Here is a 23,885-nt window from a genome sequence, read left to right on the forward strand (position 1 = left end):
TATCTATTTCATCTGAAATTAGCCTGCTTCTGCGGCTCCTCTTCGCCAAGCCCCAAGGTCTGGTCCACCGAGGCCATAATCTCTTCAAGCAATTCCGGGCGGGATGCCAGCGGGATACCGTAGGAAGGAATCATCTCCTTGATCTTCGGCTCCCACGATTTGATGTGCTGCGGGAAGCACTTATTAAGCACCTCCAGCATGACATGAACCGCAGTGGATGCGCCCGGGGATGCACCGAGCAGGGCGGCTACCGAGCCGTCGGCGGCACTGACCACCTCGGTACCGAACTGCAGCGTCCCCCTGCCGTCAGGTGTATCCTTGATGACCTGCACGCGCTGGCCGGCTACGACCACCTTCCAGTCTCCGCTTTTGGCGTTCGGAATGAACTCGCGCAGCTCATTCATGCGCTGCTCGCTGGAGAGCATCAGCTGCTGAATCAGGTACTTGGTCAGCGCCATTTCTTTGGCGCCGGCTGCCAGCATCGTGAACAGATTGTTCGGCTTCACCGAGCCGATCAGGTCCAGGTTCGAGCCGGTCTTGAGGAACTTCGGCGAGAAGCCGGCGAACGGCCCGAACAGCAGCGCCTTCTTGTTATTGATGTAGCGGGTATCCAGATGGGGCACCGACATCGGCGGAGCGCCCAGCTTGGCTTTGCCGTATACCTTGGCATGATGCCGCTCCGCAACCTCCGGATTGTCGCAGACCAGGAACAGTCCGCTCACCGGGAAGCCTCCGATATGCCTGGATTCCGGTATCCCGGTCTTCTGCAGCAGAGACAGACTCCCGCCTCCCGCGCCGATAAAAACAAACTTGGCGGAATGGGCCTCCGTCTGCCCGCTGCTCAGATTATGCACCTTAACCTTCCATAAACCGTCGCCGGTACGCTTGATGTCTTTAATGGCGTGCCTGTAGTGAACCTCGACCTTCCGGCTCTGCAGATGGTCGAACAACAGCCGGGTCAGCGCACCGAAGTTAACATCCGTCCCCGAAGTAATCCGCGTGGCAGCAACCGGCTCCTGCGAGGTACGGCCCTCCATCATCAGCGGAACCCACTCCTTCAGCTTCCGGTGATCCTCGGAGTACTCCATGCCCTGGAACAGCGGATTTTGTGAGAGCGCTTTAAATCGCTTATTCAGAAAAGCCACATTCTTCTCGCCCTCGACCCAGCTCATATGGGGGATCGGCATAATGAAATCCTGCGGCCGGCGGATCAGCTTATGCTTGACCAGATAAGACCAGAATTGCCGGGACAGCTGGAACTGTTCATTGATTTTGACCGCTTTGCTGATGTCAACCGACCCGTCGGGCTTTTCGGAGGTATAATTAAGCTCACAGAGTGCCGCGTGACCGGTGCCCGCATTATTCCATTCGTTGGAGCTCTCCTCTCCCGCGCCTGCAAGCTTCTCAAACACTTTAATGTTCCAGTCCGGTGCCAGCTCTTTCAGCAGGGCTCCCAAAGTCGCACTCATGACTCCTGCACCAATCAAGATAACGTCTGTTTTTTTGTGTTCGCTGCTCATTAAAAAACCTTCCTTATCTCTTTGAATTTGCCAAAAGAGCCAGGCCGCTTTGAAGGCTGCAGGACGCGTGGCTCCACTCAGGAAATCTATTAAAATGTTCATCGGCTGTTATCAGATAATTATATACAATTTGAAGCAAATAAAAAATCAAAACTTCACGCGGGCCGTAGGGAAAATGGACAGCCCTTAATCCAGCTCCGCCCGGGAAAACAGGTCCCGGATCAGCTCCGCATTCTCGCAGGCCCGCTTAAATCCGGTGATGAATTCTTTCAGCGCAGCTCCGTCTGAAGAATAGGCACAGAACATATCCGCTTCCGGGTCAAAATGAATCTGCTCCTGCAGCTGCGGCAGCTGCTCTTCAAGGAATACTGCGGCGAGTGAAGCCCAGTCGTATCCGTTGCCTTCAAAGCCCTCGCCGGCCCTCGCAGCAAACACTTCCTGCATGTAGCTGCCGACAACGAGAATGACCGACATTCCGCCGTTAGCCTGTTCGATCAGCTTAAAGGGGGCAACTTCCGCTGCCGTCCCCGGATTCTCTGACCCCGCCGCAAGCTCCTCCGGCTGCTCCGCCGCCAATGCTGCCGCTTCCAGCCGTTCCTTTACCTGGCTTCGCGCTTCGGCAGTGAAGGCCAGCTTGCCATGTGACTTCACAATCTGGCCCTCCTTGATCCGCCGGTCCAGCCAGTCGCTGATGAACCCGGGAGCATAGCCGCCCTGCCCGAACGCGCCGCCGAAGGCAATCATCTTCGGATAGGCCTCAAGATATTCGTCCCGGGTCGGCTGCGGATAGCTATCCGTATACAGCCAGAACTGGACATCGTACATCAGCAGTGACAGCTCATCCGCATGGAAGGAGAAATAACCCTTCTCGCGGACTACACGGGTACATACTGCCCGGAGCTGTTTCTCCAGCTGCTCCGGATCAGGCTGCCTGCTGCACAGTTCAGTAAGCAAAGGCGAGAATCCGCCCTCTTTTACCTTGCGCAGATCCTCTTCCCTGTCCTCTGCAGATGTATCGTATAACTCCTCATGCACCAGCCCGCGGATAAACGTCTCAAAGTCCGGGGCCAGATACGTAATCTCGTAATCCGCTTCCTGGTCCACATGAATGACCTCAGGCTCCCCGTCTTTTCCGCAGTGGCGGTAATCCAGCATAATGACATCATGCCCGGCTGACGGACAGTCACAGATAACCACTCCGATATCTGGATAACCCCATTCTTCAATCATGAACGGGCTGCCGAGATCACCGCACAGGGAATAGGATTTGTCCCGCCCGATCCCCATAATCCCGGTGATGGCAACATGATCATCTGCCCATGAGGTAGGCACTAGGGTTGGAAAACAGGTGTTGTGCGGTACACCCCCGTTATGCTGCTTCATCAGCGTAATATAAGAAGCCGGCAGCTTGTAGCCGAGCTCTTCCTCCACCGAGGCGATCAGCTCATCGTCCGGCGGCGCCAGAACATAAGCATCCAGCGCATAATCGCTGTCATCCCAGAACGCTGCCAGGTCCATCCCTTCAAAAGGTTCACCCTGGCGCTCCCCGGCCCTGCTGCGCTCCCGGTTAGCCGCGATCTGCCGCTCCTGCTCCAGCTTCCGCCGGCTCCAGTCCAGCAGCATTGCGGACTGCTCATCGCCCGGATCAAGCGCAAGCGCTGTACTGAACGCCTGAACAGCCTCTTCATGCCGGTCCAGATAGTAATAGGAATAACCGGTGCGGAAATGCCACAGCGGGTCCTTTTCCCCTTCTGCCGCAACCTGCCGGAACTGCTCCAGCCCCTCCTCATACCGGCCTAAATTGTTATATGCCCGCCCGAGGCTGCTGATGATTGCGTAACCGCGCTCTGCCGGAGGGATTTCCATGATTGTATCTGCTATTTTTTGATGCTCGTCGTCTTCATGCCACTGTGCCAGTTGTGCGCTTAGATCTCTATCCATAGTCTGCGGCCTGCCTCCCAGTGAAAATGTGATACTCTTATTCTACCAGACCGGGAACAGAGAATGAAAACCGGGCTGCCGCCGCGCTAAAGGTTAATGAGGCCGTTTTGTCGAATAGTTATGCCTGAACGCGGATTTTGCTAGAACCAGCAACTACACAATGAACACGACAGGAGGAAGGACTCATTATGGCTTTTACCATTAATAATCTCAAAGACAACAGCAACGTTGTTATCAAGGAGCAGCTTGGCGGTTTTACAGTGATTGAATATAAAGAGGATCTGAGCAGCACCAGCATGATGGAGGCGCAATTAAACTACTTCATGAGCAGAAGCAATATGCGCAACAAGCAGCTGATGATTGAGCTGAATAACAGCGAGGTTGTGCTTAGCGCAGGCGCTATGCAGTATATGGTCGGGAATATTGAAATGACCTCAGGTGTGAAGGGTGTCGGCGGGCTGATGCGCAATATCATGTCCAGTGCAGTAACCGGAACCACAGCCATCAGGCCGCAATATAAAGGAACCGGAACGATTCTGCTGGAGACCACTTACAAATACCTGTGGCTGATTGATGTCGACAATGATCATATTGTTATTGATGACGGCATGTTCCTGGCCTGTGAGAGCTCACTTGAGCTTTCTGTCTCTGCACGCAAAAATCTGTCCTCGGCCGCACTCGGCGGCGAAGGCCTGTTCAACTTAAGCGCCCGCGGCAAAGGCATCCTGGCACTGGAAGCACCGATCCCTTCTGAAGAAGCGGTTGTGGTTGAACTGAACAATGACGTGCTGAAGGTCGATGGAAACTTTGCGCTGATGTGGTCCAATACCCTTGATTTCACTGTAGAAAAATCCGGCAAAACCAAGCTCGGCTCTGCCGCCTCCGGCGAAGGCCTGGTTAACGTCTACCGCGGGACCGGCATGGTCTGGCTGGCACCGCTGATGCAGTACAAGAACAGCATCTTTACACCTAATGCTTAACGGATAATCAACAGACCTGATATATTCATAGCTTGTTAGTACGTTTCTTATTCTTATAAAATCTGTCGGTCAGCTGCATGAGAATATGAACAACTGTAATAGAAGCTGCCATCTGCAAAGATATGATCAAGCTCATTCTTACGAAATAATACCCTATAAGCAGCATAGCAATGAAGTAAACGGCCGCGCCGAGAACCGGTTTGAGCATATCTCCACCTCCTGAGTGTAGTTTAACATTAATTACCATTTAATCAACACAAATGAAGCAAAGAGGGCAGTCCCGGGGCCGGATAACGGCTGATGGGGCTGCCCTCTTTTTAAGTACACACAGTTCTAGGCGCATCAAGGGGCAACCGCAGGTTGCAGCCCGCCCGCAGGCCTTATTTGGTAATCCAATACGTGTTGAGAAAAGCAATCCTGAACCCGGCCCGCTCCATATTGGCATGGCTGGCTGAGCCGAACTCCACATCGGTATACACCGTTGTAGCGCCGCGTTCAGCAGCTGCCGTGAGCCGGTGCTTAATCAGTGCGGACTGGCAGCCTCTGCCCCGGTATTCCGGAAACGTATAGTCGTTAGCCAGATAGCCCTCTTCTCCGCTCAGAAACAGCGAGCCCATCGAAGCAGGCTTTCCGTCTATGCTTAACATATAATTCAGGAAATCTTCCCTGTAAAAATACTCCCGCGACCGCGCGATCATCTCCCTGGTAACCCTCAGCCCGCCGGCAGATTTTCTGATCCATTCAATAAATTGTTCGGCTGTTTCTTCCGTCACCCTCTCAATCTGAAAGCCCGGAGCCTGCTCAGTCCTATCGTGCAGATTGACATACAAGAAAGCAAGCTGTTCCGCGGGAATAAACCCCTTATCACTAAGCGCCCGTCCTACCTCTTCCGTCATATGATGGGGAGCCATATCAAAGCAGGGGGCTGCCTCAGGATAATGGCTTAACAGCGTATCAAGCGCAGCAAGATCTCCGGGGCCGAATCCCTTGATCCGGTTATAGTAGCTTGAACCTGCATCCGTGCGGTCACGCAGCAGAACAGCACCGCCTGCAGGCAGCACCTCCAGCTGACGCGGTATATTAACCAGCGAACGCGCCGCATTCAGCCGGGTCAGCTCAAGCTCAATCCGTTCAATATTCCTCACATAATCCAAAGGCTTCACCGTACGATCCTCTCCTCTCTGCCTCATTATAATGCCAACACGCCAGCAATTACATAACAACAAGAGAGCAGTCCTGCCTCAAAAAAAGAGGAAGTACCGCTCTCCTGCAAAACGCGCTATTTAACTACCCTATACGATTCCCGTTTCCTGTTACAGTCCTGCGATTAATGCCTTGACCGAGCTGTCGGTCTCCAGGGCGCGGATAATGAGCGTTACAGCTTCAGCACGGGTCGCATTGTGGCCCGGTGCGAACGAGGAAGCCGACACCCCTTGCACCAGCTTGGCCGAAGCAGCCTGCTTGATGGCTGCGGCAGCCCAATAATTGCTGCTTACATCGGTAAAATCAGCCGCGCCGCCGCTCTCCAACACGCCGAAGTTCAGCACGCGCGAGAGGATCGTCACCATCTCCGCACGGGTGATGGTTGCATTCGGCTTGAAGCTGCCGTCTGCATAGCCGGTTACGATCCCTTTATCGGCCAGGGCACCGATAGATCCGGCAGCCCAGCTTGTGCCGGTATCGCTGAATCCGGCTGCAGCCGGATTCCCGGCCAGTCCGAAGGCACGGGCGATCATAGCGGAGAACTCCGCTCTGCTGACTGCCGCATCCGGCCGGAAGGAGCCGTTCTCATATCCGCTGATAATCTGCAGCTTCACAGCCGCCGCAATGGCACTACTGCCCCAATGCCCTGCAGTATCACTGAACGACGTATTCGTGTTCTGTGTTCTGGCGATGGCATCGCTCACCGTCTTCAGCACGGTCTCCTGGCTGATTACAGCAGACTGGAACGGATTCAGGGCTGTTACCGGATTAGTGGTGCCCGGCTGTTCACTTGGAGTCACAGGTGCAGTTGTTCCGCCTGAAGTACCTCCTGTTGTTCCGCCAGTATTATTGTTCGAGCCGCCCGGCAGGGAGCCGCCGGAGCTGCTGCCGCTTGTTGTATCTGTAACCAGCAGGGCAACCTGGTTGGACTGATATACGACCTGGGCGCTGCGTGTGCCCGGCAGACCGTTAATCTGGACAGAAGTAAACTGGCCGGACCGCTGGTTGTCGCCATGTGTGATCAGCGGAATCAAACCGCCGGCAGGCACGTAGCTGTTCTCGAAATCAATCTGCAGCTTGCCGCTTGCTGCTACTTTGCCTTTGACGTCGAGCACATCGCCCGCTCCGGTAAGGTTCAGCTCCAGCGTACCTTCAGCCGCTTGTGTGAATGCTCCGCCGATTGTTATTTTGCCATAGACATTCTCCACTACAGAGCCATGTGTATTCACAACATCGCCGCTGCCAAAGGCTGTGGCTGAATCGCCTTCAAGCGTACCCGCCTTCACCTCGGTGCCGCCCGAATAGGAATTGCTGCCGGTCAGCTTCAGCGTTCCGGTCCCTTCCTTGGTCAGTCCGCCTGTACCGGAAATATCATTGCGCCAGCGGTCGGCTGCGTAGAAGCCGCTCTTTGCCGCATCCAGGGATACCGTTACATCGCTGTTGAATGCGCCGTAGCCGTCAGCTGCAGCGAACAGGTTCAGACGGCCCCAGCCCTCCGGATCATCAAGCAGCGGATAGCCGGACTGGATTGCAGTTGTAGCCAGTACCGCACGGCGCTGCTCTGCGCTCAGATAAGGCAGGCGGGTCTCCAGCAACACTTCCGCCCCTTTGGGAACCACGGCAGGCTTAACAGTAGAATTAATCTGCGGGAAGTTGTAGGTCAGCCTTTGGGTGAACTGCGCTTTATTTTTGGCATAATCACTGAACCGGTCCTCTGCCGTTCCCGTTTCGGTCAGCAGCTTCTCATGAGCCTGATCATAAGCAGCCTTCTTCAGCTCCGCATTATCCGGATCAGCCAGGGTTGCCGCTGCCAGTGCCGTTGCCAATACACGGCCACCCATTACATCAAACGGGGAGTGCATGCCGGCAACAATCCGGCTATTCCCCATTTCCGAAGCGCGTGTCAGCAGCTCCTGGAACCGTTCAGGCACCGCATAGGCCAGCGACAGTGCAGCCAGATACGAGGCATTGGTATGGCCGCTCGGGAACCCGCCGTCCGTAGCAGGCGTGCTGCTCATCGCAGGCACAAGCGTAGGCACAATGACAGAGGTATCCAGCCAGCGAAATGGACGCATATAGCTGTAGAACGATTTTGACGGATTGGTTGAAGCATAATTGCCGCGGATCACGCCGATCAGGTCAACCATTTTGCCCAGCTCGGAGCCGGAGTCTCCCGCTTTGTTCGAGCCGTTGCCGTCCGTGTATTTCACTGAAGTAGCATCGGCCGGAATTTCGGTAATCGTCGTATACGTCCCTGATTTCGCACGGTATACCTCCGAGAGGGAACCCAGGCCGTCAGCAGCACCGTAAGTCTGATTCCGCCGGTCATCGAAATAGGCCCTATCTTCCTCTGCCTTGGTCCGCGTGGCTGCAACGTTGGCTACATATTGAATGTTGGCGTCCAGCACACTGCTGTTCAGCTTGGTGCCGTTGTTCCAGGAGGTACCCGGCGTCCACAGCTCCAGAAATCCGGAAAGGATGCCGATGGCAGGATTGGCGTAAACGGCCTGATTAACGGAAGTGTTGTTCTTGTAGCTGTCTACGAAATGTCCCCACTCGGGAGCGGCAGGCACCGGGATGGATGAATCCGCGGGAGCAGCCGCTGCGGGTGGCAGCGCTACAGAGCTATTAAGGATGGCGAGACCGGCAGCAACAGATAACAGCTTTTTGGCAGTCTTTGTTTTCAAGTGATTGGCTCCTATCGTCAATTGTAGTCGATTCGAATCGGTCTCAATGTAGCATCAGGCCGCGCTAACCGGCAATAAGACGATTTCTCTTTTGTATCACTTTGGGAGCATTACGGGCAGATCTTCTGATTTAATATTCTGTTAACAAAAATCGTGAATAGGCTTGTCAGAGGGTAGTGTATAATCCGCCTGGGAGGAGAATACGCCATGAAAAAATGGAACTCAGCATTTACCGGCCTCGCTATTTCCTATCTGTCCGTTGTTCTGGTTATTGTTCTCTTGCTCTGCTCCGTCTTCTCTGTCTATTTCTCGGGACATTATAAAGAAGAGCTGCGCAGCCGCAACCGGCTGGTGCTGGAGAATACCGCGCGGACCATTGAAACCTCGGTGCTTCAGCGGGTTCAGCAGATCTATCTGGAGCTCTCTCTGGATAGAACTTCAGCCCTGCGTTTATTCAGTGATACTTCCTTTCAGCATAACCTAAGCAAAGTGAGCGGGCTGCAAAATCTGCTGAAAACCGAGGTTTCCGGCAACTCCGATCTCATCCAGGCGGTTCATCTGTATGCTCCGCAGCAGCAGGTCATGCTGTCATCGCTGTATGGGCTGAGATACCAGGCTGACCAGGGGGACAGCGCCGCAGCTTTTACGGACTGGATCGGCGGAATGCGTAATAACTCCGGCAATAGTCTCTGGACTACGGCCCGCGAAGTGCCTGAAGATATTTACTCCAGCGTGCCGGGCGGCAAGCACAATACGCTCATTACCTATGCCCATAGCTATCCTTTTCAGTCCTCCGGGGCTGAGAGTGATCTGATTGTCGCTATTGATATTAAACAGAGCGCGGTCAGCGCTATTATTCAGAATATGATGCCCATGCAATATGAAGGGACTTTTATTGTAGACCCTAACGGCCTGATGGTCATTCCGGATACCTCTTCAGACCAGGTGAGCAGCTATAGCTCCAGTATCAGCGTGCCGCTTGAGTCTGCGGCAGAGGCCGGCAGCTTCGACAGCAAGCTTGGCGGTACTCCCTATGTCATCTCCTATCAGACTCTGCCGGCTGCCGGCTGGAAAATAGTCAGCGCTGTGCCTTCCAGCTTCTTTTATGCGCCTTCTAACGGGATGCAGCAGCTGATTGCGGTACTATGCCTGCTTGCCATCTTGCTTGGGCTGTTTATGTCAGGGATTCTGGCCAAAGCCAACTATACGCCAATCAAAAGGCTCGTCGGCAGAATCCGGGACCTCTCCGGCCATGCGCCTGAACCGGCGGCCAATGAGTACAGGCTGATTGACACCGCCTTTACCCGGCTCAGCGAGCAGGTCAGCAGCCTGGAAGAGAGTCTGCAGGCCAGCGCGCCGGTGCTCAAGCATAATGCTGTGTTGAGCCTTTTGCACATGAGCTCCAGCCGGGAGGAGAAAGCCGAGGCTCTTCAATGTCTGAATATTTCGCGGGCTTACAATTACTATTGCTGCCTGCTTGTAAATACGCAGGGAGCGTGGACCCACATGAGCTCAGCGCATATCCAGACTATGATGAGCACCATCATCGGAGCGCTTGAGGCCATCCGCCTGCCGGAGTGCCTGATCATTGCCGAGGAGCTGCCGGATAAGCGGATTGCCGTCATCGTGTGTGCGGGCAGCGCTTCGGACAGTCTGCTGGACCAGCTCTCGCAGCTCATCACCAGGGAAGGCAGACAGCCGTTTCAGGCAGAAGTCCAGCTTGCCTGGGGCTGCTGGGTGCGGGAGGCTACCGGCCTCCACAACAGCTATTCTGAAGCACAGCTACTGATGAAGTATGCCTATTTTCTGCCGGAGCAGTCTGTCCTGAAGGGCAGCAGCCTGCTGGAGCGGGAAAGCAGCCTGGATGAAATTCCGCAGCAGCTGCTTGTCAAATTCAAAGATAAGCTGCAATCCCGCCAGCCGGATGAGCTTACGGCCATTGTCGGGCAGCTTGTCACCGCCATGCGGGAAGGTATGTATCCGGCGGATTATTGCCACTTTATTCTGGGAAATACCGTGTTTATCTACTCGGATTATCTGAAGAGCGTCCGCTATAAATCCGGCGATCTTTATCAGCAGTATATCGGAATGCCCGACATTCTCAGCTTTCAGAGCTGGCTCACCGGCTCGCTGACCTCCTTCATTAATGAGACAGACAAGCGTAACAGCGACAGGGCTGTGTCTACGATTGAAGCAGCCAGGCAATATATCGCAGAGCATCTGGCAGAGGATCTGTCACTGGATGCCGTGTCGTCCAAGGTGTATATCAGTCCGAAATATTTAAGCAGACTCTTCAAAGAGGAGCTTGGAGTCACCTATACCGACTATGTCACCACCCGGCGGATGGAGCATGCCAAAGCACTGCTTGAGAAAAGCAGCATGACCGTTGAGCAGATCGCGGGCAGCGTGGGCTACGGGACGGCGGCTTATTTTATCAAACGGTTCAAAGAAATGTACGGCTGCACTCCCGGCAACTATTTGCGTACCCTTAATGAGGGTTAGTCCGGAAGCGGCCGCCGGCATAGCTGACAGGAGGAAAACCCGGATGAGAATGAACAACCGTTGGAGTGCCGTTCTTCTGACAGTACCCGTTATCTTCACGGCTCTGGGTCTGCTCAGCGGCTGTGATCCGGCAGCTGTAACGGCTGCAGACCCGTCCGCTGCTTCGGCACAACAACCGGCGGCTGGCGATACCGCAGATTCCTCTGCCCCGGGTTACACGATCTCGTGGACAATGCATCAGAACCTGCCGGTTCCTGAGGATGCGGCGGTGATCCGGGAAGTCGAGCAGAAATTCGGCGCCGATCTCGACGTCTGGAATCTGGAAAACAACAAATATGAATCTCTGCTTGAGCTGAAGCTGGTGCAGGGGGCGATTCCGGACCTGTTCCGGATCAGGCAGACCCAGGATCTGCTGAAGTACCAGCAGCAGGGCGTGCTGGCGGAAATTCCGCAGGAGGTGCTGGACACCTATGCGCCTAATATCATGAAGGCGATCCGGGAGAATGCTCCTGCTTATCAGGATTCGGGCATCATTAACGGCGCCTACTACGGCATTCCCGTTGTTAACCCGACTAACATCTACCGGATTCCTGTTGTCTACCGCCAGGACTGGCTGGATAAGCTCGGCTTGTCTGTACCTGATACGCTGGCTGATTTTGAGAAGGTGATTTATGCATTCGCGAATAGGGACCCGGACGGCAACGGCATCAAGGATACGTACGGCCTGTCCCTGGAAGGGATGAATGTTGTCTTTGGGGCATTCGGGCAGATTGTTTTTGCCGACCAGCTCTATTTCAGCAGGCAGGATCAGCAGCTGGTTATCGGTGCCCTGCAGCCGGAAATGAAGGAGGCGCTGCGCTATTTGCGCAAGTGGTATCAGGACGGGGTTATTGATCCGGAGTTTATCACCGGGGAGAATAAAGGCGGCTACAAGCATCTCTCCCATGCTTTTATTAACGGCCGGATCGGCATGACCTCCATGGGCAACTACTACCACTGGATTCAGAACGGGGATTATTCCACATGGACAACGGATGAGCTGGGAAAAACCGTGGAAACGCCGGTTGCCGCCACCTTTAATGTGAAGGAGCTAACGGCAAAAAATCCGCTGGCGCGGATTGTATTCGGCCGGCCGGTAAGCGGGCCTGACGGCAAACGCGGCTCCAAAGCCTACGACATGCTGATGAGCTTCACCGCTATCGGTGCGGATGCCGTGAAGGAGCCGGGCAAGCTGGAGACCATCCTGCAGATTCTCGACTACGTCAGCGCCAATCCCGACCCGCAGGAGGACACAGCAATGAAATTCGGCATTCAGGGGGAGCACTGGGAGTGGGCAGACAGCCTGAACAAAGAGGTGGTGGTGCTGCCGCCGTATGACCAGACCTTCAGCTACCAGAATACCATCGGTGCCGGTCTTGGGATGACGGTGCCGGTTATGCCCGGCGACCGCAGGGAGCAGTGGGCGGCGACGCTGGATCTCGACAAGGACGGAATCTACAATGCCCTGGAAGTCGCCACGCCCTCCCTGGTCAAAAACGGGCCGGAGCTGATCCAGCTGCGGAACGAGGCTTACATCGCCTTCATTACCGGCGAACGTCCGCTTGAGGAGTTCGACAGCTTTGTTAAGGAATTTATGGCAGCGGGCGGGGCTGAGGTGCTGCGGGAGGCGAACGGACTACCAGAATCCTAACAGATAGCCAAAACCCCATACATGCAGTAACGGAAATACGGCCAGAGACGCTGTTATATACATATTTAGCTTTTGTTCCATTGTAGCATTGGCTACGCCTCTGCGATGCACGACTCTCTTCATCAGTATATTAAGCAGCAGAAAGAAGAAATTGAAGCCTACGAAGAAATAGTCATTAAAAAATTCCTTACTGTCATGTACACCAAAAGCATAAAAATCGAAAGCTTTATCGTTATGGTAGTCTCCATACAAGCTTACTGGCAGGCTTATCATTAATAATGCAATCGTCACATGATAACACCATTTCAATAACCTCAGATGATCATTGTCCGCCGCTTTATTAATGATAGCTCCGGCAACGACAAAGAGGATTAGGCTTACAGCAATAATTAATATTTCTTTAACATCCATCACAACGCTCCGATTCATCAGTTATGCTGATCATTATACGGCAGCCGCTGTTACTTGTATGTGCTACACCATATACTCAGCCATAATCTGCTCGATATCAAACGGAGTCACTCCCTGCTCTACCGAGAATACAGTATCGGCATGGCGCGGCGATTCGGCTAGCTGTCCCCGGGCTTTGACGTGGAGCATGAACAGATCGTACAGATCGGGCTTTTTGAGCGAAGTCATTGCTTTGCCGATGAGCACCATTCCCTTTTGATTACCCTCCACATTATTGTAGTACTGGGGAGCTCTAGTCAGCGACAAATCGGTCCAGATGACCGTCCGTTCAACCAGATCCAATATAACAGGGATCGCTATCTGTGTATCCGCTGTAACGTCTATTTTGTTAGCAACGGTCGAAGGCTCAAATACCTCCCCCGAACCGGGCTTCTTCCGCATCATCCAGCCGGTAAAGCATTCCGGCAGATTGCAATACGGCTGCTCCGTGAAAGAGTTCAGCGACGCCACCACGTATCTTCCGCCATATTCGACGATAGAGGGAATATGCAGGTCAATGAACTCGCAGGCCCCGTGAGGCGCTGATACAATATCTCCGCTGTGCGTCGCCAGATAGTTGGACGAGCGCAGATTCGTGTACGAGATATGCTCAACATAATTCCAGTTCTGGTCATACATGACCGCAGACAGATCAATATCAACCCGGCCTGTAGAAACCCCGTTAACCTTCCCCTCTTTCCACCAGCTGAAAAAGCGGACCGTATCCCCCTCCCCCATCGGCAGCCGGCTTCCCCGGACAAGCGTATGCAGCGCTTTGCTGGCCGATCTCTGAGAAAAGGGAACCATATAGCTTTTGAGCCGCTCATCCACGTAAGCATTCCCTAAAGGCGGCAGCGCTGCGAATCGCCCAATTAACGCCTGCTCGCATACGTTTACAATATCCTGGCAGGTCCCGGCTTCAATATCCGGCAGCATATCAGGGACTGCAAAAGCTTTCGCTACATTTCCTTTCGGGAAAAAGACCCGCAGCTCCTGCTCCTCCAGCCGATGGGCAAAGTGATTCTTCACCTGCAGCAGCACCGGAGTCGATACCTGCCCCGCCACCTCGCCAAAAGCCAGCACAACGTACTCTGTATGTTCCGTTCCGCGCAGCAGATGATCCAGTCTCCGGGCCAATTCGCCCGGGCGTTTGATCAGCAGATCCAGCGCATCCCAGACCTGTTTATATTGGATCGCCAGCTCCACACTGCTGTTAAAGGTTGCAAACGGCTTGTTATTCCGCAGAATATCAAAGGCTTCCTCACAGCGCGAATACCGCTGCTTGTATTCAGACGGGTGCAGGATTTCACCCAGGCGGATCCAGCGGTCCTTATGTCTCAGCATATCCTCGGTAATCGGATGGCACTGTTCAAGTAACCCAAGCAGCAGACGGCGCTCACTTCGCTTGAATTTACGGAAACGCGCCGGTACCGCCAGGCTGGCATCGCCGTCCGACCAGGCTACGGCCAGGCGCAGCACATCGGTAGCTGTTTTGAAATACCGGCCCAGCCGCGTCAGGTTAGCCTTGTCATGCTTCAGGAGCGCTGAAGCCACGAACGCGGCATTTTCCTTGAACGGAATATCCGCCGGCAGAACCGCATCCAGCTCTTCAGGTTCAAACACCGCTATTACAGCATCAATATCCTCTTTATCGGCTGCAGAGATCGAGCCTTTGGCCTGGATCAGCCGGCCGATCAGCAGGCAGAAATCCTCTTTGTCCCCAAGCTCAATCACCTTCAGCATTCCCTGTTCCTGCAGCGGCGGTCTCTTTACGGCCCCATCGTATTGTGGAAGATCCCAGGTGTAGTAATGGTACATGGCATTCAGGTACAGGATGGCATCATGCTCCAGCATCACCTGCTCCGGAAACCCGGGATACATCGGCGTATATTTTACATGCGCACCAGCCATCACCTTCAAATCTGCAACCAGCTGCTGGTACAGCACTTCAAAATCTTCCTTCGGCAGCCCGCGCACCGCGCGGAACAATGCAGGGGACAAAGCAAAGCCCAGCGCTTCCAGATTGCGGACCGCCGCCGCCAAATACCCTTCCGGCAATCGTCCAATTCCGTCATATTGATCAACAATGATCTTTCGTGCTCTTTGTAAGTAAACCGTGTTTATTTTCATAGTAAAAGTGTCCAGGAAAGCCGTATCCCTATTTAGATCATCCTCTGGGTTTAGAAGGAAGGAATACGATAGCCTGGACGCCTCCTCTCTGGATAAGCATCCTTCAGGAAAGCTGCGGCCCTATGTCATTTACAGTGAGTTAGAAGGAAGAACCGCAATAGCCTGAAGGCCAAGCGTCCCGGTTCCGGTGAACCCGGCCGTTTGATGTGCTTATCATCGCATACGGGGAGGAGTGTAAACAGGGCGGAAGTATTACGACAATACAAAAACGGTGAGGCTGTGCCAAAAAATTTCAAAAAAAATTTTGATTCTAAATAAATTGAATAAAAAAAAGAAAACTAAAACAAAGGAATTTTTTTTGGACAAAATAAAGCGATTTCATTGGAAAATAAACCTTTATTTTAAATCAATTTAAAAGTGCATCTTTTTTTACTTTTCTTTATTTTAACAAACTATATATTTTTCACGTATTTAGCATATTTTCCATCCCTTTATATTCATTAAAGTATGAAATGGTTTAGTATTATTTATTTACAAGTGTTTTTTATTGTGTTAATTTAGCTTTGTAAACGGATTCAAGCCACTTTTTAGGAAATGTTTTTAGATTTATTTAAAACAAGTACTGGAATTGAACCGATCACCAAGGGAGAAAAGGGGGAGCATTTCTGAAGAGAAAAAAACAAACGCTGGCTTTATCCTTGCTGATTGTCCTGCTGTTTGCCGGCGGAGCGTTATACTATGCAAACCGTTCCGGGACGCCGCCGGCAGAACAGCCCGCCGCGCAGCTGCCTAAACTGAATGAGCCGGAAGACAGGCCTCCGCAGGCAACGGATACCCCTCCCGGCAGCAGCCCTGCCGCATACAGCTTGACCGTCGATACAGCGTCCCCGGGTGCGGCAATCAGCCCGATGCTTTACGGGGCATTTTTTGAAGAGATTAACCACGCCGGGGATGGAGGGCTGTATGCCGAGCTGATCTCCAACCGTTCTTTTGAGGATAATCCGGAGACGCTGTTCAACTGGTGGGTAGAAGAACGCGGCATGAGCCGGGGAACAGTAGCGCTTAGTGAGACGGAGCTGCTGAACGGTTCCCAGACCCGCGCGCTGGCATTAACCGTAGCCGATGCAGCAGAAGGCGGCCAGGTAGCGGCCGTGAATAACGGCTACTGGGGAATTGCGCTGCAGGAGGGGGCGGAATACCAGCTTTCTTTTTACGCCCGGCCGCAGCCCGGAGTACAGATGCCGCTGAATATCACTCTGGAAAGTCCGGACGGCAAGGAAGTTTATGCAGCACAGCCGGTGCCGGCACTAAAAGAAGGATGGAATCAATACAGCTACACTCTGGTATCCAAAGGTGCGGCAGCCAATGCGCGTATGCTCATCTCGGCATCGCAGCAAGGAACGGTGTATCTGGATATGGTCTCCCTGTTTCCGGCAACCTGGAAGGACCGGGAGAACGGCTTAAGAATCGATCTCGCGGAGAAGGTAGCCGCAATGCAGCCGTCGTTCGTCCGTTTTCCGGGAGGCTGCTTCGTAGAAGGCAAAACACCGGAGAGCGCCTACCGCTGGAAGACGACAATCGGCCCGCTTGAGACCCGACCGGGCCATCAGGGATATTGGAATTACCGCTCCTCAGACGGGCTCGGCTTCCATGAATATCTGCAGTGGGCTGAAGACTTAGAAGCAGAGCCGCTGTATGTCGCTTATATCGGAATCTCACATGACGGCGATCCGGTAGCCAAGGCCAATACCGTCCCGCTTGCCGGGATTCAGCCGTGGATTCAGGATGTGCTTGATGCCATCGAGTATGCCAACGGGCCGGTCAGCAGTGAGTGGGGCGCCAAGCGGGCGGCGAACGGTCATCCTGAACCCTTCGGACTAAATTATGTGGAGATCGGCAACGAAAACAATTTTCAGCCTGCGGAATACAGGCAACGGTACGGATTGTTCTATGATGCCATCAAAGCGAAATATCCGGAGATCCATATTATTGCCAATATGGCGGTGCAGGGTGAGCCGATCGAAATTATTGATGAGCACTATTATGAATCGTCGGAATGGTTCATGAGTAATGCGAACCGCTATGACTCTTATGACCGCAGCGGCCCTGGTATATACGTCGGTGAGTATGCTGTAACCAAGGGTGCCGGCCAGGGAAATATGAATGCGGCGCTTGGTGAAGCTGCCTTCATGCTGGGCATGGAGCGCAATTCCGATATTGTCCGGATGTCCTCTTATGCCCCGCTGCTTGTCCATGAGAAGGACCGCACCTGGAATCCTGATGCCATTGTCTTTAACTCGGCAGCCAGCTACGGGACACCTTCCTATCATGTGCAGCAGATGTTCGGCAGCAATAAAGGCGATGTCGTTCTCCCCGCCGCTCTGAAGACACAAGGTCAGGCGGAGGCTGCGCAGGCAGTTATAGAAGGCTCCATCGGTCTGGGCTCATGGTCAACACAGGTTGAATATAACGACCTGCTTGTCACACAGAACAGCAGGACGCTTCTTGAGGACAGCCTGGATGAGGAGACCGGCAGCTGGAAGATGCAGAGCGGAAGCTGGGAGCACAGCGGCGGCCTGCTGCGGCAGACCGGCAGTGACATCGATGCCCGTGCAATAGCAGGCGAAGCCTCCTGGAACAACTACACGCTTACGGTTAAAGCCAGAAAGACCGCCGGAGCCGAGGGCATGCTGATCATGTTCGGCGCGAAGGATGATGACAACTTCTACTGGTGGAATATCGGAGGCTGGGGCAATACGGTAAGCGCCATTGAGAAATCGGCTGGCGGCACCCGGTCGGTAATCGGCCAGAGCGTTCCGGTAAGTATCGCTTCCGGCAAATGGTACGATATCCGCATTGAGCTGTCCGGCACTACCATCCGCGCCTATCTCGACGGTAAGCTGGTGCATGAAATTAAGGATCAGCTCTCTGCCGGACCGCTCTTCACGGCGGCGAGCCGCGAGCTGGCTACAGGCGATATCATTGTCAAGGTAGTCAACAGCAGCGAGCAGGCACTGACCGCACAGCTGCAGCTTACGGGCATCCCGGTGAGTCCGGTTCAGGGAAAAGCCATCGTCCTTGCAGCTGATCAGCCCGTTGACGAGAACAGCTTTTCCGAGCCTGAATTAATAGCTCCTGCAACCAGCGATGTAACGGTAACAAACGGCAGTCTGGAGTATGCATTCCCTAAATTTTCAGTAACGGTACTCAGGTTCAGGGAAGGAGGGCAGTAGCTTATACGGGGAAGCAGCTCGTTCAATATAGACTTTGCAATCATTTATACATTATAAGGGGAGGCTTGTTTGATGATTAAAAAAAGGGGAAATCTCGCTTTACCGGTATTGCTGACGGGAATGATGTTTCTGTCAGCCTGCAGCAGCGCGCCGGCCACATCTTCAGTCAATAATTCATCTAACACCCAAAATACAACAAACACTGCTGTAAGTGAAGCTACTGCTGCTCCGGCAGCCAGTGATAACACTGCTGCGGGAAACAGTACCGCTGACGCCCTGCCAAGCAAAGATATCACCGGTGAAGTGACCGTCTGGGCGTTCAACGAGCAGGTTTTTGATGAGATCGGCCAGGCTTTTATGGCGGAATATCCCGGCATTAAGCTGAAAACGGTGGTTATGCCGTTCGGCGATCTGCATGACAAGCTGCAGACTACTATTGCGGCAGGCAGCGGTGCGCCGGATGTGGCTGAAGTCGAAATGTACCAGCTTCACCGCTATATGACCGGCCATGTTCTGGAGAATCTGCTGGAAGAGCCTTATAATGCGGGCCAATACAAGGACCTCGTCCATCCTTTCAACTGGGAACGCTGGATGACGCCGGACAGCTCCGAGCTGCTCGGGATGCCGTGGGATATGACGCCGGGCGTGTATTATTACCGTGCTGATATTTTTGAAGAGCTGGGTCTGCCCAGTGATCCTACCGAGCTTGGCGAATACATGCAGGACGAAGAGAATTTCCTGAACCTGGTGCAGATTCTAAAAGCTAACGGCAAGTATTTCATGGAATGGAGCGACGGCCCGATTGTCTGGGCAGGTGATGAGGTCGGCTATTTTGACAAGGATATGAACTGGCTGCGCAATACGGACAAAATGGTCAAGGTGCTCGATATTACCAAGCGCGGACAGCAGCTCGGATGGGCGCCGCATCTCGGCTATACCACCGATGAAGGCAAGCAGCTTGTGCTGAAGGGTGACATGGTCGGAATCGTATCCGGCTCGTTCGGCGCACGCGGACTGCAGGAGACCTTCCCGGAACTGGCCGGCAAGTGGCGGGCCACCCGTCTGCCGGTCGGCATCAACGTCGGCATGGGCGGCTCAAGCTTCGTTATTCCTGCGCAGAGCAAGAACAAGGAAGCTGCCTGGGCGTACATCCAGTGGTCCATGCGCAGCGAGAATGCCTGGAAAATCTGGACCAAGCACTCCATCCAGCCTGGCTACAAGGATATCTCCAGCCTGGACTGGTACGCCAACACCAAAAACGAATACTTGGGCGGTCAGGAAGAATTCAAGCTGTATGAACAGCTCAGCAATGATATTCCTATCAAGCATTTGACTCCTGTAGACAATAAGAGCTGGGAGATTTTCATCACCGCCATCGGCGATGCACTCGCCAAAAATACGGATTCCAAAACCGTTATACAAAAGATTGGCGATGACGTAGCGGCCCAGGCTGCCAAGGAAATTGCCAGCTTCAAGCAAGCCATGCAGCAATAAACAGGAGGATACCAGGGGGCAGCCTGCATTTGCCGGAGCTGTCCCCTGCATTTGTCCGGTGAACCGGGCAGCCTGTAACGATGGGAGGAGAAGAATGCGTGCTGCGCATACTGCGAAAATATAAAGTAAGCCTGTCGGTGCTGATGATTCTGGCGCTCTCCCTGGTGTGGTGGAATGAGTCGCGCGGCTTTGACAATGCCGCTATGGCCGGCATTCCCGAGTATACCGGTGTAGATGAGAGCTCTGTTCTGGAGCTGGACAGTGTCAATTCCAAGCTGGAGCCGTCCTATTCGAGCTACTACGCGGAACAGCAGAACAGTGAAGACGCCGCAGCGGGCTTTGACCTTGTGCTGCCTGCCGCCGGCTACTCCGCCGTCAGCTCCGGCGGCACAGAGCTGATGGACGGACTCGGCGGGAAGACGGAGCCTGTCCTGGCGCTGAAGACGGAAGGCAGCTGGGCAGAATATAAAATTACCGTCCCGGCGGACGGCTTCTATCAGATGGGGATGGAGTACTACGCGCTCCCGGGCAAGCGTTCCTCTATTATCCGCAGCCTGAAAGTAGACGGGGAGTATCTGTTCTCACAGGTCAAGAAAATGGAGTTCCAGCGCATGTGGGCCGAGAGCGGAGAGCCATGGCGCGATAATCAGGGAAATGAATTCAATCCCAAGCGTGAGGAGATCAGCGGCTGGCAGTACCGCGAATTCCGCGATGCCGAAGCGCGTACGGGCGAGCCGTTCCGCTTCTACCTCACAAAGGGAGAGCACACGCTTAGGCTGGAAGCGATACGTGAGCCTGCCGCAATGAGCGAGCTGAGAGTCTTCTCCCCTAAGACCCTTCCGTCTTATGCGGAGGTCGAACAGGAATATCAGGCAAACGGCTATAAGCCTACTAATAATCAGCAAATTAAAGTGCAGGCCGAAACGTCCACACTCCGCTCCGACCCGACACTCAAGCGGATTGAGGACCGCGAGCCGCTGACCGAGCCCTTTGACAAAAATGCAATTGTGCTCAATAGCTTCGGCGGCGTAGGCTGGCGTACCGGCGGGCAGTGGGCCGAGTGGGAAATGGAAGTGCCGGAGAGCGGATTGTATAACATCGGCATCCGGTTTGGACAATGGTTTCTGAACGGAATTCCGGTTGAGCGGCGGATCATGATTGACGGCCAGGTGCCGTTTCAGGAGATGAATGCCGTAAAATTCCCTTACAAGTCCGAATGGCAGGTAAACCGGCTAGGCAATGAGGACGGAGCCTATGATTTCTATCTGGAGAAAGGCAAGCATACGCTGCGGATGGAGGTCCAGGTATCCAGCGTCGGCCCGATGATTGAGGATGTGCTGAGCACGACGCAGAAGATGTCTCTCTTGTCACGGGAAATCACACAGGTGACCGGAACGAATCCGGACCCGAACGGAGACTGGAAGCTTGAGCAGAATATCCCCAACCTGGTTCCCCGCCTGCATCTGATGGCCCGGACACTGGATGAGGCCGTGCAGGCCATGTATGACTTCGGCGTTGAGCAGGGCAGCTCCGAGCTGAGCACGCTGTATGAGGCGCGCGACCGGTTTCTGGAGATGGCTGAGGAGCCTTCCTCCATCCCCGGACGTCTGCAGCAGTTTACAGACCTGCAGTCCTCGCTCGGCACATGGGTCAACGGTTTAATGAAGCAGAGCATTGTTATGGATTACATTGTTGTGAAATCCGAAGATCAGCCGTGGCCAAAAGATGCGGCTCCGTGGTATACGCGGGTCGGAACGATGGCTTATGACTTCGCCAGCTCCTTCACCAAGGATTACAGCGGCATCGGCAATACCTACAAGGATGAGAAGGTGCTTGAGGTGTGGATCTCCCGCGGACGCGACTGGGCGGAGATTATTAAGCAGATGATCGACGAGGATTTCACACCGAATACAGGCATCAAGGTCAATGTGAATGTTATTCCGACGGTGGCCGCAGATCAGAAGCAGATTCTGCTGCTCGCGAGCACGGCAGGACTGGCGCCGGATGTGGCGCTTGGCGTCGAGGGTGAAGTGCCCATAGACTTCGCCGTCCGTCATTCACTCGTTAATCTGAATGATTTTGCGGATTATAGTGAAGTTGCCGCACGGTTCAGAGAAGGCGCACTTATTCCTTATAAATATGACGGCGGTGACTATGCGCTGCCGGAGAACCAGAACTTCAGCATGCTCTTTTACCGCAAGGATATTATGGAGCAGCTCGGCATCAGCGAAGATGATATTCCGGATACCTGGCAGGAGGTCATGGAGCTGATTCCGCTGCTGCAGCAGAACGGGATGGATTTCTATTACCCGCACGCTCCCAACAACCCTGCACTGGCAATCAATGAATTTGCGCCTTTCCTGTTCCAGTACGGCGGTGATTTCTATAAGAATAACGGCACCCAGTCCGCGCTGGATTCGCCGGAAGCACTGACGGCCATGAAGACCTGGACCGGTCTCTTTACCAATTACAAGCTGCAGAAGCAGGCGGATTTCTACAACCGCTTCCGTTCCGGTGAAATGCCGATCGGGGTGGCCGATTATTCCACCTACATCCTGCTCTCTACAGCGGCTCCGGAGCTGACCGGCTGGTGGGGCATGAAGCCGATGCCGGGCATTGAACAGGAGGATGGACGGATTAACCGTTCCACAGGCGGGCTGGCCCAGACAGCCATGATTTTCAGCGATTCCGAGATGCGGCAGGAATCCTGGGAGTTTCTGAAATGGTGGACCGGTGCAGATGCCCAGGAGAGCTTCGGCTCTGAGCTGGAATCGCTGCTGGGGGTTGAGGCCCGCTGGAACACCGCCAATATTGAAGCGCTGAAGCGGCTGCCGTGGCAGCAGCAGGATATCGACGCCATTCTGGAGCAATGGGAATGGTTCAAGGAGCGCGAAGTGGTACTCGGCGGATATTATACGACCCGCTATATCGCTAATATCTGGAATGAGATTGTGCTTAACGGCAGATACCCGCGCGAAGCCATGGAACAAGGCGTGCGTGAGATTAATAAAGAGCTCAACAAAAAACGCGAGGAATTCGGGCTTGATGTAACCAAGTCTTCCGGCGTGTCAGGAGGGGGAGAGCAGAAGTGAGCAGTGAAATCATTGTGACTGCGGAGAACGGGGATGCGGGCCTGCAGCTTTCCCGGACGCCGGGAAAATGGGCCCGGCTATGGGGCGATATCAAAAAAAATAAGGTGTCCTACTATTTTCTCGCCCCCTTCCTGCTCCTGTTTACCATCTTTACCATTGTGCCGATCATCATGTCTGTCATTCTCAGCTTCTCCTACTACAACATTATTGAAGCGCCTCATTTTATCGGCTTCTCCAATTACAAGCTGCTGTTCGTGGATGATGATATTTTCCTGAAGGCCGTCGGCATTACCCTGAAGTTCGCTTTTATCACCGGGCCTGTAGGCTACATTCTTGCCTTTCTGCTGGCCTGGCTGATCAGCCAGATTCCGCAGAAGTACAGATTCTTTTATACCCTGTGCTTCTATCTGCCTTCTATTACGAGCGCAGTAGCGATGTCTGTCGTGTGGCTCTATTTCTTTGCCGGCGACCGCAAGGGCCTGCTCAATCACTGGCTGATCCAGCTCGGCATCCTGAATGAGCCGTATCTGTTCCTGCAAAATGTCGATTCCATTGTCCCGGTCATTATCATTGTTTCCCTATGGATGAACATGGGCGTGGGCTTCCTCGCCTTTCTTGCCGGCCTGCAGAATGTCCCGGGCGATCTGTATGAAGCCGGCTCCATCGACGGCATCAAATACCGCTGGCAGCAGCTGTGGTACATTACCGTGCCTTCGGTCAAGCCGCAGCTGCTGTTCGGGGCTGTTATGCAGGTGGTCAGCTCGCTTACCGTGTTTGATGTCAGCATGAGGCTGGTCGGTTTTCCCAGCCCGCTGTATGCAGGGCATACCATCATGGCCCATCTGTTCGATTATGCATTTACCCGCTTTGAAATGGGCTATGCCTCGGCCATTGCCGTGCTGCTGTTCTTCCTGATGTTCGGACTGAACCGCCTCATCTTCAGAGTGCTGGGGAGGGATTAGA

Annotated in this window: 14 protein-coding genes; 7 read left to right on the top strand and 7 right to left on the bottom strand. The window is 53.9% G+C overall.

From position 1 onward, the window contains the following. Window positions 1-8: 8 nt before the first annotated feature. Entirely contained in the window at window positions 9-1,520 is a 1,512-nt protein-coding gene (locus AC4G46_RS31475; RefSeq protein WP_491126088.1) for a malate:quinone oxidoreductase, read from the bottom strand. A gap of 186 nt (window positions 1,521-1,706) precedes the next feature. Next, window positions 1,707-3,461 (bottom strand): Imm51 family immunity protein, encoded by a 1,755-nt coding sequence (locus tag AC4G46_RS31480; protein ID WP_491126089.1) that lies wholly within the window; start codon window positions 3,459-3,461, stop codon window positions 1,707-1,709. A 188-nt stretch (window positions 3,462-3,649) separates the two neighbouring features. Between AC4G46_RS31480 and AC4G46_RS31485 the strand changes: the two genes are divergently transcribed. Continuing rightward, window positions 3,650-4,441, top strand: coding sequence for an AIM24 family protein (locus tag AC4G46_RS31485; protein WP_491126090.1), 792 nt, complete (start codon window positions 3,650-3,652; stop codon window positions 4,439-4,441). A gap of 25 nt (window positions 4,442-4,466) precedes the next feature. Here the strand turns inward: AC4G46_RS31485 and AC4G46_RS31490 are convergent, their stop codons facing one another. From AC4G46_RS31490 to AC4G46_RS31500, 3 genes are all read right to left on the bottom strand, one after another. After that, window positions 4,467-4,649, bottom strand: coding sequence for a hypothetical protein (locus AC4G46_RS31490; protein WP_491126091.1), 183 nt, complete (start codon window positions 4,647-4,649; stop codon window positions 4,467-4,469). Between the two features lie 172 nt (window positions 4,650-4,821). Beyond that, window positions 4,822-5,604, bottom strand: coding sequence for a GNAT family N-acetyltransferase (locus tag AC4G46_RS31495; RefSeq protein ID WP_491126092.1), 783 nt, complete (start codon window positions 5,602-5,604; stop codon window positions 4,822-4,824). A 150-nt stretch (window positions 5,605-5,754) separates the two neighbouring features. Beyond that, a complete protein-coding gene (locus AC4G46_RS31500; RefSeq protein WP_491126093.1) occupies window positions 5,755-8,331 on the bottom strand; it encodes an S-layer homology domain-containing protein in 2,577 nt (858 codons plus the stop codon). A gap of 207 nt (window positions 8,332-8,538) precedes the next feature. On the opposite strand from AC4G46_RS31500, the gene AC4G46_RS31505 reads away from it, so the two are divergent. Further along, the gene (locus AC4G46_RS31505; protein ID WP_491126094.1) at window positions 8,539-10,833 is read left to right on the top strand and encodes an AraC family transcriptional regulator; all 2,295 of its coding nucleotides are present in this window, start codon (window positions 8,539-8,541) and stop codon (window positions 10,831-10,833) included. Between the two features lie 43 nt (window positions 10,834-10,876). Beyond that, window positions 10,877-12,523, top strand: coding sequence for a type 2 periplasmic-binding domain-containing protein (locus AC4G46_RS31510; protein WP_491126095.1), 1,647 nt, complete (start codon window positions 10,877-10,879; stop codon window positions 12,521-12,523). Here the strand turns inward: AC4G46_RS31510 and AC4G46_RS31515 are convergent. Both AC4G46_RS31515 and AC4G46_RS31520 read right to left on the bottom strand, forming a co-directional pair. After that, a complete protein-coding gene (locus AC4G46_RS31515) occupies window positions 12,509-12,934 on the bottom strand; it encodes a hypothetical protein (protein ID WP_491126096.1) in 426 nt (141 codons plus the stop codon). The two genes, AC4G46_RS31510 and AC4G46_RS31515, sit on opposite strands and share 15 nt — an antisense overlap. Window positions 12,935-12,997: 63 nt before the next feature. Continuing rightward, window positions 12,998-15,103 (bottom strand): TerD family protein, encoded by a 2,106-nt coding sequence (locus AC4G46_RS31520; protein WP_491126097.1) that lies wholly within the window; start codon window positions 15,101-15,103, stop codon window positions 12,998-13,000. 698 nt (window positions 15,104-15,801) lie between these two features. Between AC4G46_RS31520 and AC4G46_RS31525 the strand changes: the two genes are divergently transcribed. The 4 genes from AC4G46_RS31525 to AC4G46_RS31540 all read left to right on the top strand — a co-directional run bounded on the left by AC4G46_RS31525 (window position 15,802) and on the right by AC4G46_RS31540 (window position 23,884). Further along, window positions 15,802-18,336, top strand: coding sequence for an alpha-L-arabinofuranosidase family protein (locus AC4G46_RS31525; RefSeq protein WP_491126098.1), 2,535 nt, complete (start codon window positions 15,802-15,804; stop codon window positions 18,334-18,336). 72 nt (window positions 18,337-18,408) lie between these two features. Beyond that, window positions 18,409-19,830, top strand: coding sequence for an ABC transporter substrate-binding protein (locus AC4G46_RS31530; protein ID WP_491126099.1), 1,422 nt, complete (start codon window positions 18,409-18,411; stop codon window positions 19,828-19,830). A 98-nt stretch (window positions 19,831-19,928) separates the two neighbouring features. Beyond that, the gene (locus AC4G46_RS31535; protein WP_491126100.1) at window positions 19,929-22,922 is read left to right on the top strand and encodes an extracellular solute-binding protein; all 2,994 of its coding nucleotides are present in this window, start codon (window positions 19,929-19,931) and stop codon (window positions 22,920-22,922) included. Beyond that, entirely contained in the window at window positions 22,919-23,884 is a 966-nt protein-coding gene (locus tag AC4G46_RS31540) for a carbohydrate ABC transporter permease (protein WP_491126101.1), read from the top strand. The genes AC4G46_RS31535 and AC4G46_RS31540 overlap by 4 nt, the downstream gene beginning before the upstream one ends. Window position 23,885: the final 1 nt, after the last annotated feature.

It is taken from the genome of Paenibacillus sp. fava2 (genome assembly GCF_058313675.1).